The organism is Pseudomonas sp. FA117 (genome assembly GCF_057370475.1).
Genome location: NZ_CM170675.1, coordinates 1,825,706 through 1,842,670 on the forward strand (window position 1 = coordinate 1,825,706; position 16,965 = coordinate 1,842,670).

The window sequence follows — 16,965 nt, forward strand, 5'->3', positions numbered from 1 at the left end:
GGCGCATCACCCGGGCATGTGCGGCCATTGATCACTCACCAGAAACACCCGCTCCACCTCCTGCCAGGCACCCGTGCCGTCGTCCTCCAGCCTCACCAGCAGTTGCGCTGCGGCCTCGTCCTCCAGGCGCCACAGCCAGGCGGCGAATCCCTTCGGGTCCAGGCAATCCCCGGCGGCGACCCGGGCAGGTGCCAGCCAGGCCTGGCGCGGCAGCGGCTGCCAGCGGGCCGCAGGGTGATGGCTGACGTACTGCGCCCACTCGCGTCGATGCAGCCAACGGCCACGCAGGTGCGCGGGGTTGGCCCCGGCAGGCGAGCGGATTTGCCCAGGCCATGGATAGAAAAGATAGCCCCCCAGCCACAGGTGCGCCTGCACCGTGCCAAGCTGCAAGCGGCTCAGGGCTTGCAGGCTCTCGGGGCGCGCCGAGATCGGCAACTGGTGTGCTGCCAGGTGCGCAAGCTTGCTGCCCAGGCGGTCGTGACAGCCGGGCCCCAGCCACTGCAGCGGGTCGCTGGCATCGTCCTGCTCCGGCCCCAGATAGAGCTTGATCGCAAGCTCCAGGTGATGGTCGCCTTCGCGGTCGCGCAGCAGGATGTCCAGTTCGCCCAGTGTCCGTGGACCCTGGCGGATCGCAAGGTTGGAGGCCAGCAGCTCGATGCCGGGCGCCTGCTGCAGGGCGAACTGCCACAGGCGCTCGTAGTACAGCCCCAGGCGCCGGCTGCCGAGGCGTGCGAGCCAGTCCAGCAAGGGCTGTGGCTCAAGATCGAGAGCGTTCAGCCAGTCAACCAGTCGCGCGGGATCGTCCGCCCAGCCGCTGGCCGCCAGCGGGTGGCGTTGCGGGCAGGGTGGTTCGCTCAGCAGCGGTGGCGACAGCAGCGTCCACGCCAGGTCGCGCACGGCCGGGTGGCGTAGCTGGCGGGGCAGGGCATGGAGGTCGGTGAACGGCGTCATCCTGCGAGCATAGCCGGTTTGCCGCTGGCCGGTCGTTTCGCCCATAATCCAGGCATAGTCACCCGCCGCAGAGCCTTGCAGGAGCCCCATGGAGCAATTTCGCAATATCGGTATCATCGGACGCCTCGGTAGCTCGCAGGTGCTCGACACCATTCGCCGACTGAAGAAGTTCCTGCTCGAGCGCCACCTGCACGTGATCCTCGAGGACACCATCGCCGAAGTGCTGCCCGGCCACGGCCTGCAGACCTCCACGCGCAAGCTGCTGGGCGAAGTCTGCGACCTGGTCATCGTGGTCGGCGGCGACGGCAGCCTGCTGGGCGCAGCCCGCGCGCTGGCCCGCCACAACATCCCGGTGCTGGGCATCAACCGCGGCAACCTGGGCTTTCTCACCGACATCCGCCCCGACGAACTGGAAACCAAGGTCGCCGAAGTGCTCGACGGCCATTACCTGGTCGAGAACCGCTTCCTGCTGCAGGCCGAAGTGCGCCGCCATCACGAGGCCATCGGCCAGGGCGATGCGCTCAACGACGTGGTCCTGCACCCGGGCAAGTCGACGCGGATGATCGAGTTCGAGATCTACATCGATGGCCAGTTCGTCTGCAGCCAGAAGGCCGACGGCCTGATCGTCGCCACGCCCACGGGCTCCACCGCCTATGCGCTGTCGGCCGGCGGCCCGATCATGCACCCCAAGCTCGACGCCATCGTCATCGTGCCGATGTACCCGCACACCCTGTCCGGTCGGCCGATCGTGGTCGATGGCAACAGTGAACTGAAGATCGTGGTGTCCAAGGACCTGCAGATCTACCCGCAGGTCTCCTGCGACGGCCAGAACCACTTCACCTGCGCCCCCGGCGACACCATCACGGTGAGCAAGAAGCCGCAGAAGCTGCGCCTGATCCATCCGCTGGACCACAACTACTACGAAGTCTGCCGCACCAAGCTCGGCTGGGGCAGTCGGCTGGGAGGCAGGGACGACTGATGTTCGATCCGGCACGCAGTTTCGACATCATCGGCGACGTTCACGGTTGTGCGCTGACTCTCGAACGCCTGCTCGACACCCTTGGCTACAAGCGCGTGGGCGGCGTCTGGCGTCATCCGCGGCGCCAGGCGCTGTTCCTCGGCGACATCGTCGACCGCGGCCCGCGCATCCGCGAGGCACTGCACATCGTCCACGACATGGTCGAGGCCGGACAGGCCCACTGCATCATGGGCAATCACGAATACAACGCCCTGGGTTGGGTCACGCCGGCGCTGCCGGGCAGCGGCAAGGCCTACGTGCGCGAGCACACGCCGCGCCACGCCCGCCTGATCGACGAAACCCTGACCCAGTTCGCTCACCACCCCGGCGACTGGCATGACTTCATCCAGTGGTTCTACAGCCTGCCGCTGTTCGTCGACGCCGGGCGCTTCCGCATGGTGCATGCCTGCTGGGACCATCAACTGATCGCGCAACTGCGCGCCCAGCATCCGGACGGTCGTATCGACGAGCATTTCGTGCAGGCCTCGGCAGTATCGGGCAGCTTCGCCTCGACCGTGTGCAACCGCCTGCTGCGCGGCACCGACATGCGCCTGCCCGACGGCCTCACGCTGACCGGCGGCGACGGCCTGACCCGCGCCTTCTTCCGCACCAAATTCTGGGAAGAAGACCCGCAGACCTACGGCGATATCGTGTTTCAGCCCGATGCCCTGCCCGAGGAGGTGGCCCGCGCGCCGCTCAGCCACAGCCAGAAGAATGCCCTGTTGCGCTATTCGGAAGACGAACCGCTGCTGTTCGTCGGCCATTACTGGCGCAGCGGTCATCCGGCGCCGATCCGTCCCAACCTGGCCTGCCTGGACTACAGCGCGGTGCTCTACGGCAAGCTCGCCGCCTACCGCCTGGACGACGAAACCCGCATCGACCCGCACAAGTTCGTGTGGGTCGATGTCGACCGACCGCAGGCCAGCCAATGAACGTGATCGAAGTGATGCGCCTGCCGCTGAGTGTCGACCTCGGCGGCTTCGTCGGCCTGTTGCGGCGCCTCGAGGTGCCGCACCGGGTGGTCGAGGAGGGCAGCGAGCAAGTGCTCTGGGTGCCGCCGGCCATGGCCGCGCAGGTGCTCGAGCTGTATCGGCGCTACCCCGACGGCAATGCCGACGGTGACACGCTGGCGGCTGCAGACACGCCCGCCACGGAGCCCGCCCGGCCGTCGCTCAAGGAGCAGGCCCGCGCCTGCAAGGTCACTGCCGGCATGCTGCTGCTGTGCATCGCCGTGGTCGGCCTGACCGGCCTGGGCGAGAACCTCTCGACCCTGAGCTGGTTCACCTTCCAGGACTACCAGGTCCAGGGCGACTACCTGTATTTCGTGCCGCTGGCCCAGAGCCTGGGCGAGGGGCAGTGGTGGCGGCTGGTGTCGCCGATGCTGCTGCACTTCGGCGTGCTGCACCTGGCCATGAACGGCCTGTGGTACTGGGAGCTGGGGCGGCGCATCGAATTGCGCCAGGGCCCCTGGACGCTGCTGGCGCTGACCCTGGTGTTCAGCCTGGTGTCGAACCTGGCGCAGCACTTCATCGGCGGGCCGAACCTGTTCGGCGGCCTGTCCGGGGTGCTCTACGGCCTGCTCGGCTACCTCTGGCTCTACCAGTGGCTGGCGCCCGATCCCCTGTTCAACCTGCCCCGGGGCGTGCTGGTGATGATGCTCATCTGGCTGGTGATCTGCCTGAGCGGCGTGGTCGGCCAGCTCGGCTTCGGCCAGATCGCCAATGCTGCCCATGTCGGCGGCCTGCTCATCGGATGCCTGACCGGCCTCTTGGGCGGACTGCTCGCCAGGCGTAAACTGTCCGCCTGATTTAGGAGACGTACATGTCCACGTTCGCGCAAATGATCGAAAACATCACCCCCGAGATCTACCAGAGCCTGAAGACGGCGGTGGAAATCGGCAAATGGTCCGACGGCCGCAAGCTCACTCCCGAGCAGAAAGAGCTGTCGCTGCAGGCGGTGATCGCCTGGGAAATCCAGAACCTGCCCGAGGAAGAGCGCACCGGCTACATGGGGCCGCAGGAATGCGCCTCCAAATCCGCGCCGATCCCCAACATCCTGTTCAAGTCGGACTCGGTACATTGATCGAACTCGCTCGTGGCTCCCTGAGCAAGATGGCGGTGCGTCTCGAAGCACCGGTCGTGCAGTACAGCTTTCGCCTCGGTGAACAGCAGGTGCCGGTCAACCCGTTGATCGGCCAGTCTCTGCGTCTGGAATACCTCGGTGCGATCCACTGCACCCATTGCGGCAAGCGCACCAAGACCAGCTTCAGCCAGGGCTACTGCTACCCCTGCATGACCAGGCTGGCCCAGTGCGACGTGTGCATCATGGCCCCGGAACGCTGCCACTACGACGCCGGCACCTGCCGCGAGCCGTCGTGGGGCGAGCAGTTCTGCATGACCGATCATGTGGTTTACCTGGCCAACTCGTCGGGCATCAAGGTCGGCATCACCCGCGCCACCCAGCTGCCCACCCGCTGGCTCGACCAGGGCGCCAGCCAGGCGCTGCCGATCATGCGCGTGGCCACCCGCCAGCAATCGGGCCTGGTCGAAGACCTGCTGCGCAGCCAGGTGCCGGACCGCACCAACTGGCGCGCACTGCTCAAGGGCGATGCCGAGGTGCTCGACCTGCCGGCCGTCCGCGAACAGATCTTCGACGCCTGCGCCGACGGCTTGCGCGAGCTGCAGGGGCGTTTCGGGCTGCAGGCGATCCAGCCGCTGCCCGATGCCGAAGTGGTGCAGATGCGCTACCCGGTGCAGGCCTACCCGAAAAAGATCGTCAGCTTCAACCTCGACAAGGACCCGGTCGTGGAAGGCACCCTGCTGGGCATCAAGGGCCAGTACCTGATCTTCGACACCGGCGTGATCAATATTCGCAAGTACACGGCCTACCAGCTGGCCGTGCTCCAGTAAAAGGATCGTCACCATGCGTACCGAACAACCGCAAGTGATCTACCTCAAGGACTACCAGGCGCCCGAGTACCTGATCGACGAGACGCACCTGACCTTCGAGCTGTTCGAGGACCATACCCTGGTCCATGCGCAACTGGTCATGCGCCGCAACCCCGAGCGTGGTGCCGGCTTGCCGGCGCTGGTGCTCGATGGCCAGCAGCTGGAACTGCAGCGTGCCGCGCTGGACGACCAGGAGCTGACGGCGGCTGACTACCAGCTCGATGACAGCAGCCTGACGGTCTACCCCAAGGCCGAGCGCTTCACCCTCGACACCAGCGTGAAGATCCACCCGGAAAGCAACACCGCGCTGGAAGGGCTGTACAAGTCCGGCACGATGTTCTGCACCCAGTGCGAGGCCGAAGGCTTCCGCAAAATCACCTACTACCTCGATCGCCCGGACGTGATGAGCAGCTTCACCACCACGGTGATCGCCGAGCAGCATCGCTACCCGGTATTGCTGTCGAACGGCAACCCGGTCGGCAGCGGCCCGGCGGAAGACGGCCGCCACTGGGCGACCTGGGAAGACCCGTTCAAGAAGCCGGCCTACCTGTTCGCGTTGGTGGCGGGCGACCTGTGGTGCGTCGAGGACAGCTTCACCCGCCAGTCGGGTCGCGACGTGACCCTGCGCATCTATGTCGAACCCGAGAACATCGACAAGTGCGACCACGCCATGGTCAGCCTGAAGAAGTCCATGCGCTGGGACGAAGAGGTCTACGGCCGTGAATACGACCTGGACATCTTCATGATCGTCGCGGTCAACGATTTCAACATGGGCGCCATGGAAAACAAGGGCCTGAACATCTTCAACTCGAGCTGCGTGCTGGCCCGCGCCGAAACCGCCACCGATGCCGCGCACCAGCGTGTCGAAGGGGTGGTCGCCCACGAGTACTTCCACAACTGGTCGGGCAACCGCGTGACCTGCCGCGACTGGTTCCAACTGTCGCTCAAGGAAGGCTTCACGGTGTTCCGCGATGCCGAGTTCAGCGCCGACATGAACTCGCGCACGGTCAAGCGCATCGAGGATGTCGCTTACCTGCGCACCCACCAGTTCGCCGAAGATGCCGGCCCCATGGCCCACCCGGTGCGGCCGGACAGCTTCATCGAGATCTCCAACTTCTACACCCTGACCGTGTACGAGAAGGGCGCCGAAGTGGTGGGCATGGTCCGCACGCTGCTGGGCGCCGAAGGCTTCCGCAAGGGCAGCGACCTGTATTTCGAGCGTCACGATGGCCAGGCGGTGACCACCGACGACTTCATCAAGGCCATGGAAGACGCCAACGGTGTCGACCTGACCCAGTTCAAGCGTTGGTACAGCCAGGCCGGCACGCCGCGCCTTGCGGTCAGCGAAACCTACGATGGCGCTGCGCAGACCTACAGCCTGACCTTCCGCCAGAGCTGCCCGCAGACGCCGGACAAGGCTGACAAGCTGCCGTTCGTGATCCCGGTGGCATTGGGCCTGCTCGATGCCGAGGGCAATGACCTGCCGCTGCAACTGGCCGGTGAAACTGCCGCCAGCGCCGCCACCAGCCGCGTGCTGTCGGTCACCGAAGCCGAGCAGACCTTCACCTTCCAGGGCATCGCCGCCAAGCCGCTGCCGTCGCTGCTGCGTGGCTTCAGCGCGCCGGTCAAGCTGAGCTTCCCCTACGACCGCGACCAGCTGATGTTCCTCATGCAGCACGACAGCGACGGCTTCAACCGCTGGGAAGCGGGCCAGCAACTGGCGGTACAGGTGCTGCAGGAACTGATCGGCCAGCACCAGCGCGGCGAGGCGCTCAAGCTCGACCCACGGCTGATCACTGCCCTGGGCACCGTGCTGGGCAACGAGGCGCTGGACCCGGCCATGGTCGCCGAGATGCTGTCGCTGCCAGGCGAGGCCTACCTCACCGAGATCAGCCAGGTGGCCGATGTCGACGCCATCCACGCCGCCCGCGAGTTCGCCCGCCAGCAGATCGCCACGCAGCTGTTCGATGCGCTGTGGGCGCGCTACCAGGCCAACCGCGAGGTGTCGCGCAACACCGCTTATGTAGCCGCGGCCGAGCACTTCGCCCGTCGCAGCCTGCAGAACATCGCGTTGTCGTACCTGATGCTCAGCGGCAAGGCGCAAGTGCTGCAAGCGACCCTCGAGCAGTTCGAGCAGGCCGACAACATGACCGAGCGCCTGACCGCGCTGGCGGTGCTGGTCAACTCGCCGTTCGAAGCCGAGCGCGCCAAGGCGCTGGAGGCCTTTGCCGAGCACTTCAAAGATAACCCCCTGGTCATGGACCAGTGGTTCAGCGTGCAGGCGGCAAGCAGCCTTCCGGGCGGGCTGGCGCGGGTCAAGGCGCTGATGCAGCACCCGGCCTTCACCCTGAAGAACCCGAACAAGGTGCGTGCGCTGGTCGGCGCCTTCGCCGGGCAGAACCTGGTCAACTTCCATGCCGGCGACGGCTCGGGCTATCGCTTCCTGGCGGACCTGGTGATCGAGCTCAATGCACTGAACCCGCAGATCGCCTCGCGCCAACTGGCGCCGCTGACCCGCTGGCGCAAGTACGATGCCGCGCGTCAGGCGCTGATGAAGGGCGAACTGGAGCGGATTCTTGCGTCCGGCACGCTGTCCAGCGATGTGTATGAGGTGGTGAGCAAGAGCCTGGCTTGATCACGCTGACCTCATCGTCGACCAACCTGAGCCCTGGCGAGCAGGTAGGTCGGCGATGAGGCGAATACTCGAGCCAATGCTCTGTTCAGCGCCTGGCATATCCCGCTGAGCAACTGGACCTGACCTGGCAGCCACAGTCCAGCTTGGCTGGCTCGAACACCAAGGGTTTGCCATTTGATTCGATGCTGTTGTCCCCGCCTGAGACAAGTGCGAATACCCCGCTGTGCAGTGGGCACTCTGCTCGATCCCCGAGTACACACTGCGCACGACCGTTGATCAGCATACCGCTGGCCTCGATCATCCTGCCCCCTCCGGAGTGGGCGTCTTCCATGCGAATGGCACCGCGTCTGCTCATGCTTCAGATCTCCTTTGATCCTTGGAACCCTTTTGTAAAACCCTTCCAGAATGTTTACTCACCACCGTGTTCTTCTTCGGCGTCAACCTATCGCGCCCGTTTCGCGCACAGCTTCATACAACCCCTCAGGAACGGCTTCAGGGTTGTAGCGGCAGGCAGCTTTCAAGAATTGCTCCAGCAGTTCGTCGTGATCCAACGGTGTGTTTGGTGGCAAGGTCAGCATGGCGTAGGGGCTTTTCATCAACGGGTGATCGATGAAAGGAGTCTTCAGGCCGAGCGAGTGGCGCAGGTTTTTGATGGCGAGGATTTCGGCGGGGTAGACGGCCTCGAAGGGTGAGCCGAATTCGAAATTGCCGGAGTCGACTTCGCGTGAATTCAGGGCAATGCGTTCGACGTGGGTATCGCAGGCGGCTAGCAGGATTGGGAGGAGCTTTTCGGGATCGGGTTCGCGCCAGTGTGCGACCAGTTGGCCCCAGGCGGGGTCGCGGGGGAGCGCGTGTTTGTCGAGGTCGAGAGGTTTGCCTAGCCAATCGCCGATGATGGTGAGGCCGAATGCTGCATAACGTAGGGTGGTGCCGATTGGGAGATCGTGGCCATCACGAAAGCCGTAACCGTTTTCCAGCCCTGTGATAACTGTTTTGTGGAAAGGCACGATCATCCCAAATTGTCCAATAGCAAGCGTGTAGAACATCTGCTGGGTAATACCATCCAGATCGTTTATTGCATTTCTCGCAGTACCTTTGAAGCTGCTGATTAGAATTGAATTGGCAACCAATTGTTTGGAAAGTCCTATGCTTAATCGAAGCGTTGCAATATATGTATTGTTTCTCGGCTCTGATTGCAGGGCTTTTCCAAGGTCGTTCATGCCAATTGTGTAGAGTTCGCTGCAGGCGATTGCTATATTTCCGCTGCCGTCAAGGTACGAATTGAGTATGTGGTCTCTAGTTGGCATGTCATATTTAGCCCAAGCGTGAATTTGGTTGAGCGTTTTTCTGAGTCTATCTTTAGTCATGTCTAGTTCCAGTAATTGATTTGAACGCCAGTACTAATCCCGAACAACCTGCTCGGTTTCCTGCGGAATCAAAAACTTGAGTGTGGAGGTTTGCCTTGCCGGGCTGGGTGCTGAGCCCGAGGGTGTTCTCAGGCTTGAACTTCCAGTGGCTGATCAACGCTGCCGCCAAGGCTTCTTCGTTCGGTAGTGGCGCGGTGGCTATGGACCAAGCATGCGTCAACGTATCGCGCCAGTTTCGCGCACAGCTTCATACAACCCCTCAGGAACGGCTTCAGGGTTGTAGCGGCAGGCAGCTTTCATGAATTGCTCCAACAGTTCGTCGTGCTCCAACGGTGTGTTTGGCGGCAAGGTCAGCATGGCGTAGGGGCTTTTCATCAATGGGTGATCGATGAAAGGGGTCTCCAGGCCGAGGGAGTGGCGCAGATTTTTGATGGCGAGGATTTCGGCGGGGTAGACGGCCTCGAAGGGTGAGCCGAATTCGAAATGGCCGGAGTCGACTTCGCGTGAATTCAGGGCAATGCGTTCGACGTGGGTATCGCAGGCGTCGAGCAGGATGGGGAGGAGTTTTTCGGGATCCGGTTCGCGCCAGTGCGCGACCAGTTGGCCCCAGGCGGGGTCGCGAGGGAGAGCATGTTTGTCGAGGTCGAGAGGTTTGCCGAGCCAATCACCGATGATGGTGAGGCCGAAGGCGGCATAGCGCAGGGTAGTGCCTATGGGCAGATTGTGGCCGTCATCCACGCCGTAGCCGTTTTCCAGACCGTCCAACACTGCTTTGTAGAAAGGCGGAATCAGTTTGAGCTGGCCTGTGGCGAGGGCTCGAAACATGGCATGGGTTACACCATCTAGGTCGTCGAGAGCAGTGTGCTTAGAAACCCGTAGTCGTTCGATGTTTATTGCATCTGCGACAATGAGCTCTGTAGCACCCAAAGCTAAATATTTTGCCTCTGTATGTGAGGGGTAAGTGGATATGTGTCTGCATGATTTTCCGATATTCGTCATTCCTATCTTGAAGATTTGAGTCGCAGCAATGCCGATGGAGGTCTCACCCTTTAAGTAACTCGCGAGCTTGCTAGTGCTGACGGGGAGCTCGCTGATAGCCCATGACTCCACTGCTTTGAAGTTTCTCTCCAGGGCGAGTCTGGTTTTTTTATTCATGTCGGCTCCAATTGTTGATTTGAATCCCTTTGGTGTTTCCGGTTAAGAAATTTGCGTTGCCTTTGTGGTTGAAGAAGACTTGTGCATGCGGATAAGATATTTTGCTTTCGATAAGTTGTTGCTCAATTGCTTCGAGTTTATAGGGAAATACTTATCAGTATTTTTCAAGTTTTCTTTGTTCCACCCTGGTCCTTGCTTGTTGATAAGATTAAGAATTCGTTTCAAATTTTTCTCCCCTCCATGCGCTTGAGTCTTCAAAAACCCAGGCGTCCTACTCTTCCCCAGCGTCGCCTTCACCTCGATCACCAACAACGTTCCTTCTTCGAACTTCAACCAGGGCTTCTTTGTCCGGCGGCGGCGCGACGGCTATTGACCAAGCATGCGTCAACGTATCGCGCCAGTTTCGCGCACAGCTTCATACAACCCCTCAGGAGCGGCTTCAGGGTTGTAGCGGCAAGCAGCTTTCAAGAATTGCTCCAGCAGTTCGTCGTGCTCCAACGGTGTGTTTGGTGGCAAGGTCAGCATGGCGTAGGGGCTTTTCATCAACGGGTGATCGATGAAAGGAGTCTTCAGACCGAGCGAAAGGCGCAGGTTCTTGATGGCGAGTATTTCGGCGGGATAGACCGCTTCGAAGGGCGAGCCGAATTCGAAATTGCCGGAGTCGACCTCGCGTGAATTCAGAGCAATGCGCTCGACATGGGTATCGCAGGCGTCGAGCAGGATGGGGAGGAGCTTTTCGGGATCGGGTTCGCGCCAATGTGCGACCAGTTGGCCCCAGGCGGGGTCGCGGGGGAGAGCGTGTTTGTCGAGATCGAGTGGTTTGCCGAGCCAATCGCCGATGATGGTGAGGCCGAAGGCTGCATAGCGTAGGGTAGTGCCTATGGGCAGATTGTGGCCGTCCCCAACGCCGTAACCACCGTTTAAACCGAAAAAAACAGCTTGATGGAAGGGTTCGATCAGACTGAGTTGGCCGGTGGAAATCGCACAAAACATGACATGGGTAATGCCGTCCAAGTCATCAAAACTCGTTGTATTGGTTTCCCGTAAGCGCTCAATCATTATCGCGTCTGATATAAGTAGTTCTAGCACTCCTTGGGCGAGTTGTGCTGTTTTGGTTTTGCATCCATAGTGTGGGGTGTTATGCATGGCATCTGCAATTTTCGCCATTCCTCTCGAGAAAAACTCATCGGCGGCCATGCCGAATGAATCGTTGCTCTCCAAGTATCTTGTGATGTGATTGAGGTTTAAAGTTGGCTTGTTTTTTGCCCAGGAGTCTATTGTTTTTAAACTTTTTGTTAATCGTAAGCTTTCTTCTGTTCTCATGTTAATTCCAGTGGTTTAGTTGAATGCCGTTAGCGTTTTCTATCAGCGTGCTTGGTTTGCCTTTAGGGTCAAAGAAGACTTGGGCGTGTATGTGAAAAGCTTTGCCTTCGAGCGTACTCTTTCGGATGGCAGTCAATTTTGATGTGAAGTCAGGGTCCATTGCTTTCAAGGAAGCTTCTTCCCATCCCTGACGCTGTTTTCGTATGAGGCTTTCGATTCGCTGCATGTTTTGTTTGCCCCCACTGGCTTGAGTCTTCAAAAAACCAGGCGTCCTACTCTTCCCCAGCGTCGTCTTCACCTCGATCACCAACAATGTCCCTTCCTCGAACTTCAACTCTTCCACCGGTGCCGTCCCTTTGATCCCATCGAGGTGATGGCGCATGGCCCCGGTAGTGGGGTTCCTCACGGTCATCGACGGCGGTGGCGGCACGTACACCAGCATGTCGATGCCTTGATCGCTCCTGTTCTTCAGCCCGAACTGGCTGGCCTTGCCGGGCTGGGTGCTGAGCCCGAGGATGTTCTCGGGCTTGACCTTCCAGTGACTGACCAACGCCGCCGCCAGCGCTTCTTCGCCGGCATCGGCGACCACTCGGGTCAGGCTGCCGCCCATGCGTACCGGCCCGACGCTGTGCTGGATCAATGCCACCAGGCGGTCGCGCAGGGTGGTGGCCATGTACTGGTAGTCGGCCTTGCCGCCGGTGACGTCCAGGCCTACCAGGCTGGCGTTGCGCTCCACCGAATGCAGCTCGCTGGCGCGCACTGGCAGGCCGCCGTCAACCACGCGTCGGTCGATACGGGTTTCCAGTACGTTGACTTCGCCCGCTGTCCGCCTGCCCAGCCATCGGACTGCGTCTTCGCTCAAGGCGCTGTCGTCCAGGCGCACGGTGGTCACGCTGCCGGGGCGGACCTTATGCATCAGCCAGCGGGCACCACCGTAGGCCGCAGGCAGCAACAGGGCGAGGTTGATGGCCATGAACACCTGCTTGCCGCGGGCTTCGGCGGTGTCGGGGTTGGCCAGGCGCGCCAGGTCAGTGAAGAATCGTTCGCCGATGCTCAAGCCTTCGCCGGTGATCATGCGGCTGCTGCCATCGACAATGGCATCGGCGGCCAGCGCGGCTTCGATGGCGGCGAAGGCATAACGGCCCATGGTGACACCGCCGGTGATACCACGTGCCACCGGTATCATCGCCAACACGCCGAGGGCGGCTTCGCCAGCGCCTGCTACACCCGCCCAGAAGCGCGCGCTGGCCTTGGCCTCGATGAAATGCCGTGCCAACTGCTCGCACGCGTCGGCAATGGGGTACAGGCCGGTGGGGTTATGCCAGGTATACGGCGGGCTGATCCGGCGCTCGCCGTTGTCGTCGAGGTATTCCTCGCGCGCAGCTTCAGCCCAGCTGGCGTGGGTGAATGTGGCGAAATAGAGCTTGCCGGCGAGGAACAGGAAGTTGCGCTGCAGTTCGAAGCCGAGCCCGTCATGGGTACGGACACCCATATGGTCGAGCACCGGCGGCGCCAAGTCGTTGTCCCGGATCTGCTCGTCGACGCACAGCAGTTCGAATTTTTCGCGGCTGACAAAGGCATGGAACTCGGCGAGCCAGGCATCGCCCAGGGTCGTGCCGGCGTGTTCCAGCACTTGTTGCAAGAACGTATCGCGGTAGTTGCGGGCGCGGTCGCGGATCCACGGGTTGTTGCGGAACCAGCCTGGGCCAACGCCATCGCGCGAGGGGATGCCCAGCAGCGAGTCGCAACCGTCCATGCCATCGAGCGAAAACAATGCGCCGGGGAGCGAGCAGGGAATGCAGACACTGGCTGGAGCGGGCAGGGCGCCGTTGCGTACGTCCTGGCGCAACCGCTCCAGGCCAGGGTTCGGAAGGGGTTCAGGCATGCGAGAGGGCGTCCTTGAGTGCTTGCTGGTGAGCGATCAGTTCCCGGGCCAACTGCCGGCCTCTTTCGCGTGGGCATTGCAGTTCATCCAGTGGCTTGACCCATGGACTGAACAAAGGGTTATGGTGGAAAAAGCGCCCGAACGTGATCGCTAGCGCGATGTGCGACAACACGTGATGGCGTGAGAGGGGGGCAAGCTTTCGCAGGTCGTCGGACGGCTGCGGAATCCGCATGCCGTAATGCTGGTAACCGAGTAGTTGGTTGCCGCTGAGTTCCTGGTACGAGGGCCGGGCCAGCGTGTACCTGGCGTAGGCATCGGCCTCGTATAGACGATAACTGGCCTTGTGCCTTTCGCATGCGATACCACGCAGCGTCATCAATTGCCCGAGGGCGTGCCAGAGTTGGTTGGGATCTTCGCTTTGCGTTGGGGCCTCGAGCATGGACAGGGTGATGTCATGCATGCGCGATAGCTGCTTCTCCAAATGCTGGCGATGGGTGATAGTGTGCTCGGCCAACAGGGCCAGCCGCTCGTGCTGGCGCATGCCGGGGGCTTGATCGATGTGTGCCAGCAGCTCGCAGGCCGGGTCTTTCCACCACCCCAGTCCCAGGAGGAAATGAGGCAGGACCAGGATGCTGTAGTCACCAGGGTGGTAGGCTTCGGTATGCTCGAGTATGTCGGTAACGCAGGCGAGCAGCAGCGGCACGCGTTCGGGGCGGGTATGCAGCGTGGCCAGCGAAGGCCCGAGCGCTGCCAGCAGGCCTCGGGAGAGGCGGCGGTTGTTGGCATGCAGCATGGCTTTGCGTACAGCCTCGAGTTCCAGGGGCGGCAGCTTCATGGCGTGCCCTTCGGTCGAGGAAAACGCCAGGCCAAGCAGCCGATCTGCTCGCACGTGTCCGCTGCTTGCTCGAACAACAGTTGTGCGGCCATTGCCAACTCGGTTTTTGGGTCATGGAAATAGAGCGTGCGCAGACGCCCGTGATCGAACAACTGAGCTAGCGCAGTCGGCTGCCTTGCCAGTGACTCGACATAGAAACTCAGCGACTCGGGGTCACCCAGACGCAAGTAGTAGCGTTTTTTGCCCTGCTGGATCTTGCTGAACCGGCGCAGGTGTTGCGCCAGTGCTGCAATCGCTGCATCGGTCTCGATCACGGTGCAGCCCAGGCCGGCGTGCGCGGAACCTAGCCAGGTATCGAGAGCGCTGTCGGGGGTAAGCTGGAACAGCCACGGAGCATGCTTTTCCAGCCCGCCCCCCGGCTCCAGGTGCCAGAGGCATAAGTGGCTTGTTCCCTGAAACTCCAGACGACCTATCAACCCTGGGTGGGCGGAGGCTTCTGCGAGCAGATACAGATGGCCTCTGTCAGGCTCTGTTCCGAGCCCGTATTCGCGCAACTGCGCAATAAAGCTCATGCGCCCCCCTTCTCGCCGAAGGGGCATTCCTCGATAAGTGGCGAACCCTCGCGAATCGCCGCTTCGAGCGCGTCGGTCTGGGCGTTTGCCGGCGTCTGGTAGGTGACGTTGCCGTAGAAACGGATATTCGTCGCTTCGATGGTGATGCCGTCGGCATCGAAGACGATCTTGCCGCTGGGGCCACGAATATGGATGCGCTCGGTGCCCTGGAGCATGTAGGAGGGGGTCAGCAAGCGTTGGCCGGTGCGGACCTCGAGGGTGCGAGTACCTTCGATGATGAGTGTCTGGTTTCGCCCTACCGTGAGGTGCTGGTCCGTGCCGACGGTTTCCTTGCTGGCATTGCCGACGTCGCGTACTGCGTTGCGGTCGATGGTGGTGAAACTGTCTTGGTGCACATGATCGCGGCGGTCGCGCCCTGTGCTGGTTGTTTCGTCCCGGGCAATGCTGGACTGCGCATCACGGCCAGTCGTGGTGGTCTGGTCGTTGCCGACGGTGCGCTGGTCATCATGCAGCACCTTGGTGTTCATATTCCTCTGGGCATGAATGAACACTTCTTCGCAGCCCAGTTCATCCTCGAAACGTAGTTCATTGAAGCCGTTGCCTTTGTGGGTCTGGCTCTTGATGGTCATGCGCGTCTTGTGGTCAGGCAGGTCGTAGGGCGGCAGCTGGGTGCCGCAGTAGGTGCGACCGGTGATCATGGGCTGGTCGGGGTCGCCATTGACGTAGTGGATGATCACGTCGTTGCCGATGCGCGGGATGGCCATCGATCCCCAACTGCCCCCGGCCCAACCCTGCGATACCCGTACCCAGCAGGAACTGAACTCGTTGTCGTGGCTTTCACGGTCCCACGGGAAGCTGACTTTGACGCGCCCCCATTGGTCGCAATAGATCTCCTCGCCAGGTGGTCCGACCACGGTGGCCATATGCGGGCCGTCGACGCGAGGTTTGTCCAGCAGGGCAGGGCGCCACTCGTCCAGTCCCGGGACCAGCATTGCGGTGTGCTGGTAATGCGTGCCCTGGTCCGCGCCGCATGCTTCCTCCTGCAGGCTGGTGAACTGCTTGCCCGTGTGGGTCAGGCTGATGACCCGCCAGTGGACGTTGAAGTCGTTCCGCGGATGATCGGTGAGTGTGAAGCCCAGGCCCGGCTGCAGACGCAGGTCGTCACCTTCGACTTCGGCGATGCGGGCGTCATGCCGCAGGGCGCTGATGCGGGTTTCGGTGAACGGCTTGCCGACCTCGTCACGCTTGTAGCGGCCGGGATAGTCGAAGCGTTCGTAGTTCGACGATTGGTGGGCGAGATGACTGGCAGGCGCGCAGGCCCTGTGCTCCTGGCGGTACGCCGGGTGTGTGAAGGTATGGTCGCGTTGCACCTGTCGCGCGGTACGCACCTGCTCGCTGTAGCGAAGCTTGCGCAGGCATGGTTGTTCCGCATCACCGCCGCCGGTGCGATGGTAGAGCACGCTATAGGAGGCGGCGGGTGGCTCGTCAGCGAATGGATCCTGCTCTTGAGCCTGGATAGCGCCGCGGGCAAGCGTACCCATCGACAGCAGACGATCACTGATGAACAACGTGTGGTGCTTGGCGCTGTGGGCGAAGCGGTAGACCAAGCCCTCTTCGGCCGCGAGGCGAGCCATGAAGTCGAGGTCCGTCTCTCCTGCCTGTACACAGAACTCACGGACCTGGTGGTCGAGCACGGTGCTGATTTCGAATCGCGTGATGCCCTGGCGCTCGAGCATCAGTTGGAGTATCTGCGGGACCGTCTTGTGTTGGAAGATGCGCCAGTTCGAGCGCAGCCTTGCGCGAGCCAGTTGGGGTTCGAGCCGGGCGTGATAGAAGGTGCGCTGAAAGCCGCTTTCACCCTGACTGAAGCTGCTGACCAGGCCGTGGACGTAACGTACCGGTCGTGCTCCTTGCCAGAGGGTGAACAATGCTGGTTTATCGAGTAGATGGCCGAATTCGATGTCGTTTTCGTGGCTGACCAGATCGAGTGTCAACTGAAAGGGCGTGCTGACGGCTTCATCGAGCGTGAACGACACCACCTCGAATTCACCGTTGCCTGCCAGGGGCGTGAAGGTGAAGCGCAAGTCGGATTGGCTTGGCATAAACGGTCCTTGTCGGGTTCTGGTGCATGCCGCTGTGAACGGCTAAAGCGTCCGGGTGCAGTCAGAAAAGACCGTAATGCGATAGGGAATTAGCGTCTTGTCAGTGGCTTCCTTTAGTGTTGTGGGAGATTTCCCTAGTGCGGATCGGTGCGCCGCGCACGGAACAGAACGCGT

General features: G+C 61.7%; 16 protein-coding genes. 6 read left to right on the forward strand and 10 right to left on the reverse strand.

The features are described 5' to 3' along the window. Positions 1 to 6: 6 nt before the first annotated feature. Positions 7 to 996: a DUF1853 family protein gene (locus AC1TXO_RS08630; protein ID WP_486406815.1), complete on the reverse strand. Its 990-nt coding sequence runs from the start codon at positions 994 to 996 to the stop codon at positions 7 to 9. Between the two features lie 43 nt (positions 997 to 1,039). On the opposite strand from AC1TXO_RS08630, the gene AC1TXO_RS08635 reads away from it, so the two are divergent. The 6 genes from AC1TXO_RS08635 to pepN are packed head-to-tail and all read left to right on the forward strand — an operon-like array spanning position 1,040 to position 7,552. Next, positions 1,040 to 1,930: an NAD(+) kinase gene (locus AC1TXO_RS08635; RefSeq protein ID WP_375100394.1), complete on the forward strand. Its 891-nt coding sequence runs from the start codon at positions 1,040 to 1,042 to the stop codon at positions 1,928 to 1,930. Beyond that, complete coding sequence (locus tag AC1TXO_RS08640) at positions 1,927 to 2,901, forward strand: metallophosphoesterase (RefSeq protein WP_486406816.1); 975 nt, start codon at positions 1,927 to 1,929, stop codon at positions 2,899 to 2,901. The genes AC1TXO_RS08635 and AC1TXO_RS08640 overlap by 4 nt, the downstream gene beginning before the upstream one ends. Continuing rightward, the gene (locus AC1TXO_RS08645; protein ID WP_486405916.1) at positions 2,898 to 3,776 is read left to right on the forward strand and encodes a rhomboid family intramembrane serine protease; all 879 of its coding nucleotides are present in this window, start codon (positions 2,898 to 2,900) and stop codon (positions 3,774 to 3,776) included. Before AC1TXO_RS08640 ends, AC1TXO_RS08645 begins: the two co-directional genes overlap by 4 nt. Positions 3,777 to 3,790: 14 nt before the next feature. Continuing rightward, entirely contained in the window at positions 3,791 to 4,051 is a 261-nt protein-coding gene (locus AC1TXO_RS08650; protein WP_486405917.1) for a YeaC family protein, read from the forward strand. After that, positions 4,048 to 4,878: a DUF2797 domain-containing protein gene (locus AC1TXO_RS08655; protein WP_486405918.1), complete on the forward strand. Its 831-nt coding sequence runs from the start codon at positions 4,048 to 4,050 to the stop codon at positions 4,876 to 4,878. The genes AC1TXO_RS08650 and AC1TXO_RS08655 overlap by 4 nt, the downstream gene beginning before the upstream one ends. A 13-nt stretch (positions 4,879 to 4,891) precedes the next feature. After that, positions 4,892 to 7,552 carry an aminopeptidase N gene (pepN, locus tag AC1TXO_RS08660; protein ID WP_486405919.1) on the forward strand — a complete coding sequence of 887 codons (2,661 nt, stop codon included), beginning with the start codon at positions 4,892 to 4,894 and terminating at the stop codon, positions 7,550 to 7,552. Between the two features lie 85 nt (positions 7,553 to 7,637). Here pepN and AC1TXO_RS08665 read toward each other — a convergent pair whose 3' ends face one another. From AC1TXO_RS08665 to AC1TXO_RS08705, 9 genes are all read right to left on the reverse strand, one after another. Continuing rightward, entirely contained in the window at positions 7,638 to 7,907 is a 270-nt protein-coding gene (locus AC1TXO_RS08665; RefSeq protein ID WP_486405920.1) for a PAAR domain-containing protein, read from the reverse strand. Positions 7,908 to 7,989: 82 nt separating this feature from the next. Beyond that, complete coding sequence (locus tag AC1TXO_RS08670) at positions 7,990 to 8,919, reverse strand: hypothetical protein (RefSeq protein ID WP_486405921.1); 930 nt, start codon at positions 8,917 to 8,919, stop codon at positions 7,990 to 7,992. Between the two features lie 216 nt (positions 8,920 to 9,135). Then, entirely contained in the window at positions 9,136 to 10,074 is a 939-nt protein-coding gene (locus AC1TXO_RS08675) for a hypothetical protein (protein WP_486405922.1), read from the reverse strand. A gap of 42 nt (positions 10,075 to 10,116) precedes the next feature. Next, on the reverse strand, positions 10,117 to 10,407 hold the full coding sequence (locus tag AC1TXO_RS08680) for a hypothetical protein (protein ID WP_486405923.1): 291 nt from the start codon (positions 10,405 to 10,407) through the stop codon (positions 10,117 to 10,119). A gap of 51 nt (positions 10,408 to 10,458) precedes the next feature. Further along, positions 10,459 to 11,397 carry a hypothetical protein gene (locus AC1TXO_RS08685; protein WP_486405924.1) on the reverse strand — a complete coding sequence of 313 codons (939 nt, stop codon included), beginning with the start codon at positions 11,395 to 11,397 and terminating at the stop codon, positions 10,459 to 10,461. Between the two features lies 1 nt (position 11,398). Beyond that, the gene (locus AC1TXO_RS08690; protein ID WP_486405925.1) at positions 11,399 to 13,282 is read right to left on the reverse strand and encodes a hypothetical protein; all 1,884 of its coding nucleotides are present in this window, start codon (positions 13,280 to 13,282) and stop codon (positions 11,399 to 11,401) included. Further along, positions 13,275 to 14,117: a hypothetical protein gene (locus AC1TXO_RS08695; protein ID WP_486405926.1), complete on the reverse strand. Its 843-nt coding sequence runs from the start codon at positions 14,115 to 14,117 to the stop codon at positions 13,275 to 13,277. The genes AC1TXO_RS08690 and AC1TXO_RS08695 overlap by 8 nt, the downstream gene beginning before the upstream one ends. Then, entirely contained in the window at positions 14,114 to 14,689 is a 576-nt protein-coding gene (locus AC1TXO_RS08700) for a DUF4123 domain-containing protein (protein WP_486405927.1), read from the reverse strand. Before AC1TXO_RS08700 ends, AC1TXO_RS08695 begins: the two co-directional genes overlap by 4 nt. Beyond that, the gene (locus tag AC1TXO_RS08705; RefSeq protein WP_486405928.1) at positions 14,686 to 16,791 is read right to left on the reverse strand and encodes a type VI secretion system Vgr family protein; all 2,106 of its coding nucleotides are present in this window, start codon (positions 16,789 to 16,791) and stop codon (positions 14,686 to 14,688) included. The genes AC1TXO_RS08700 and AC1TXO_RS08705 overlap by 4 nt, the downstream gene beginning before the upstream one ends. Between the last annotated feature and the right edge of the window lie 174 nt (positions 16,792 to 16,965).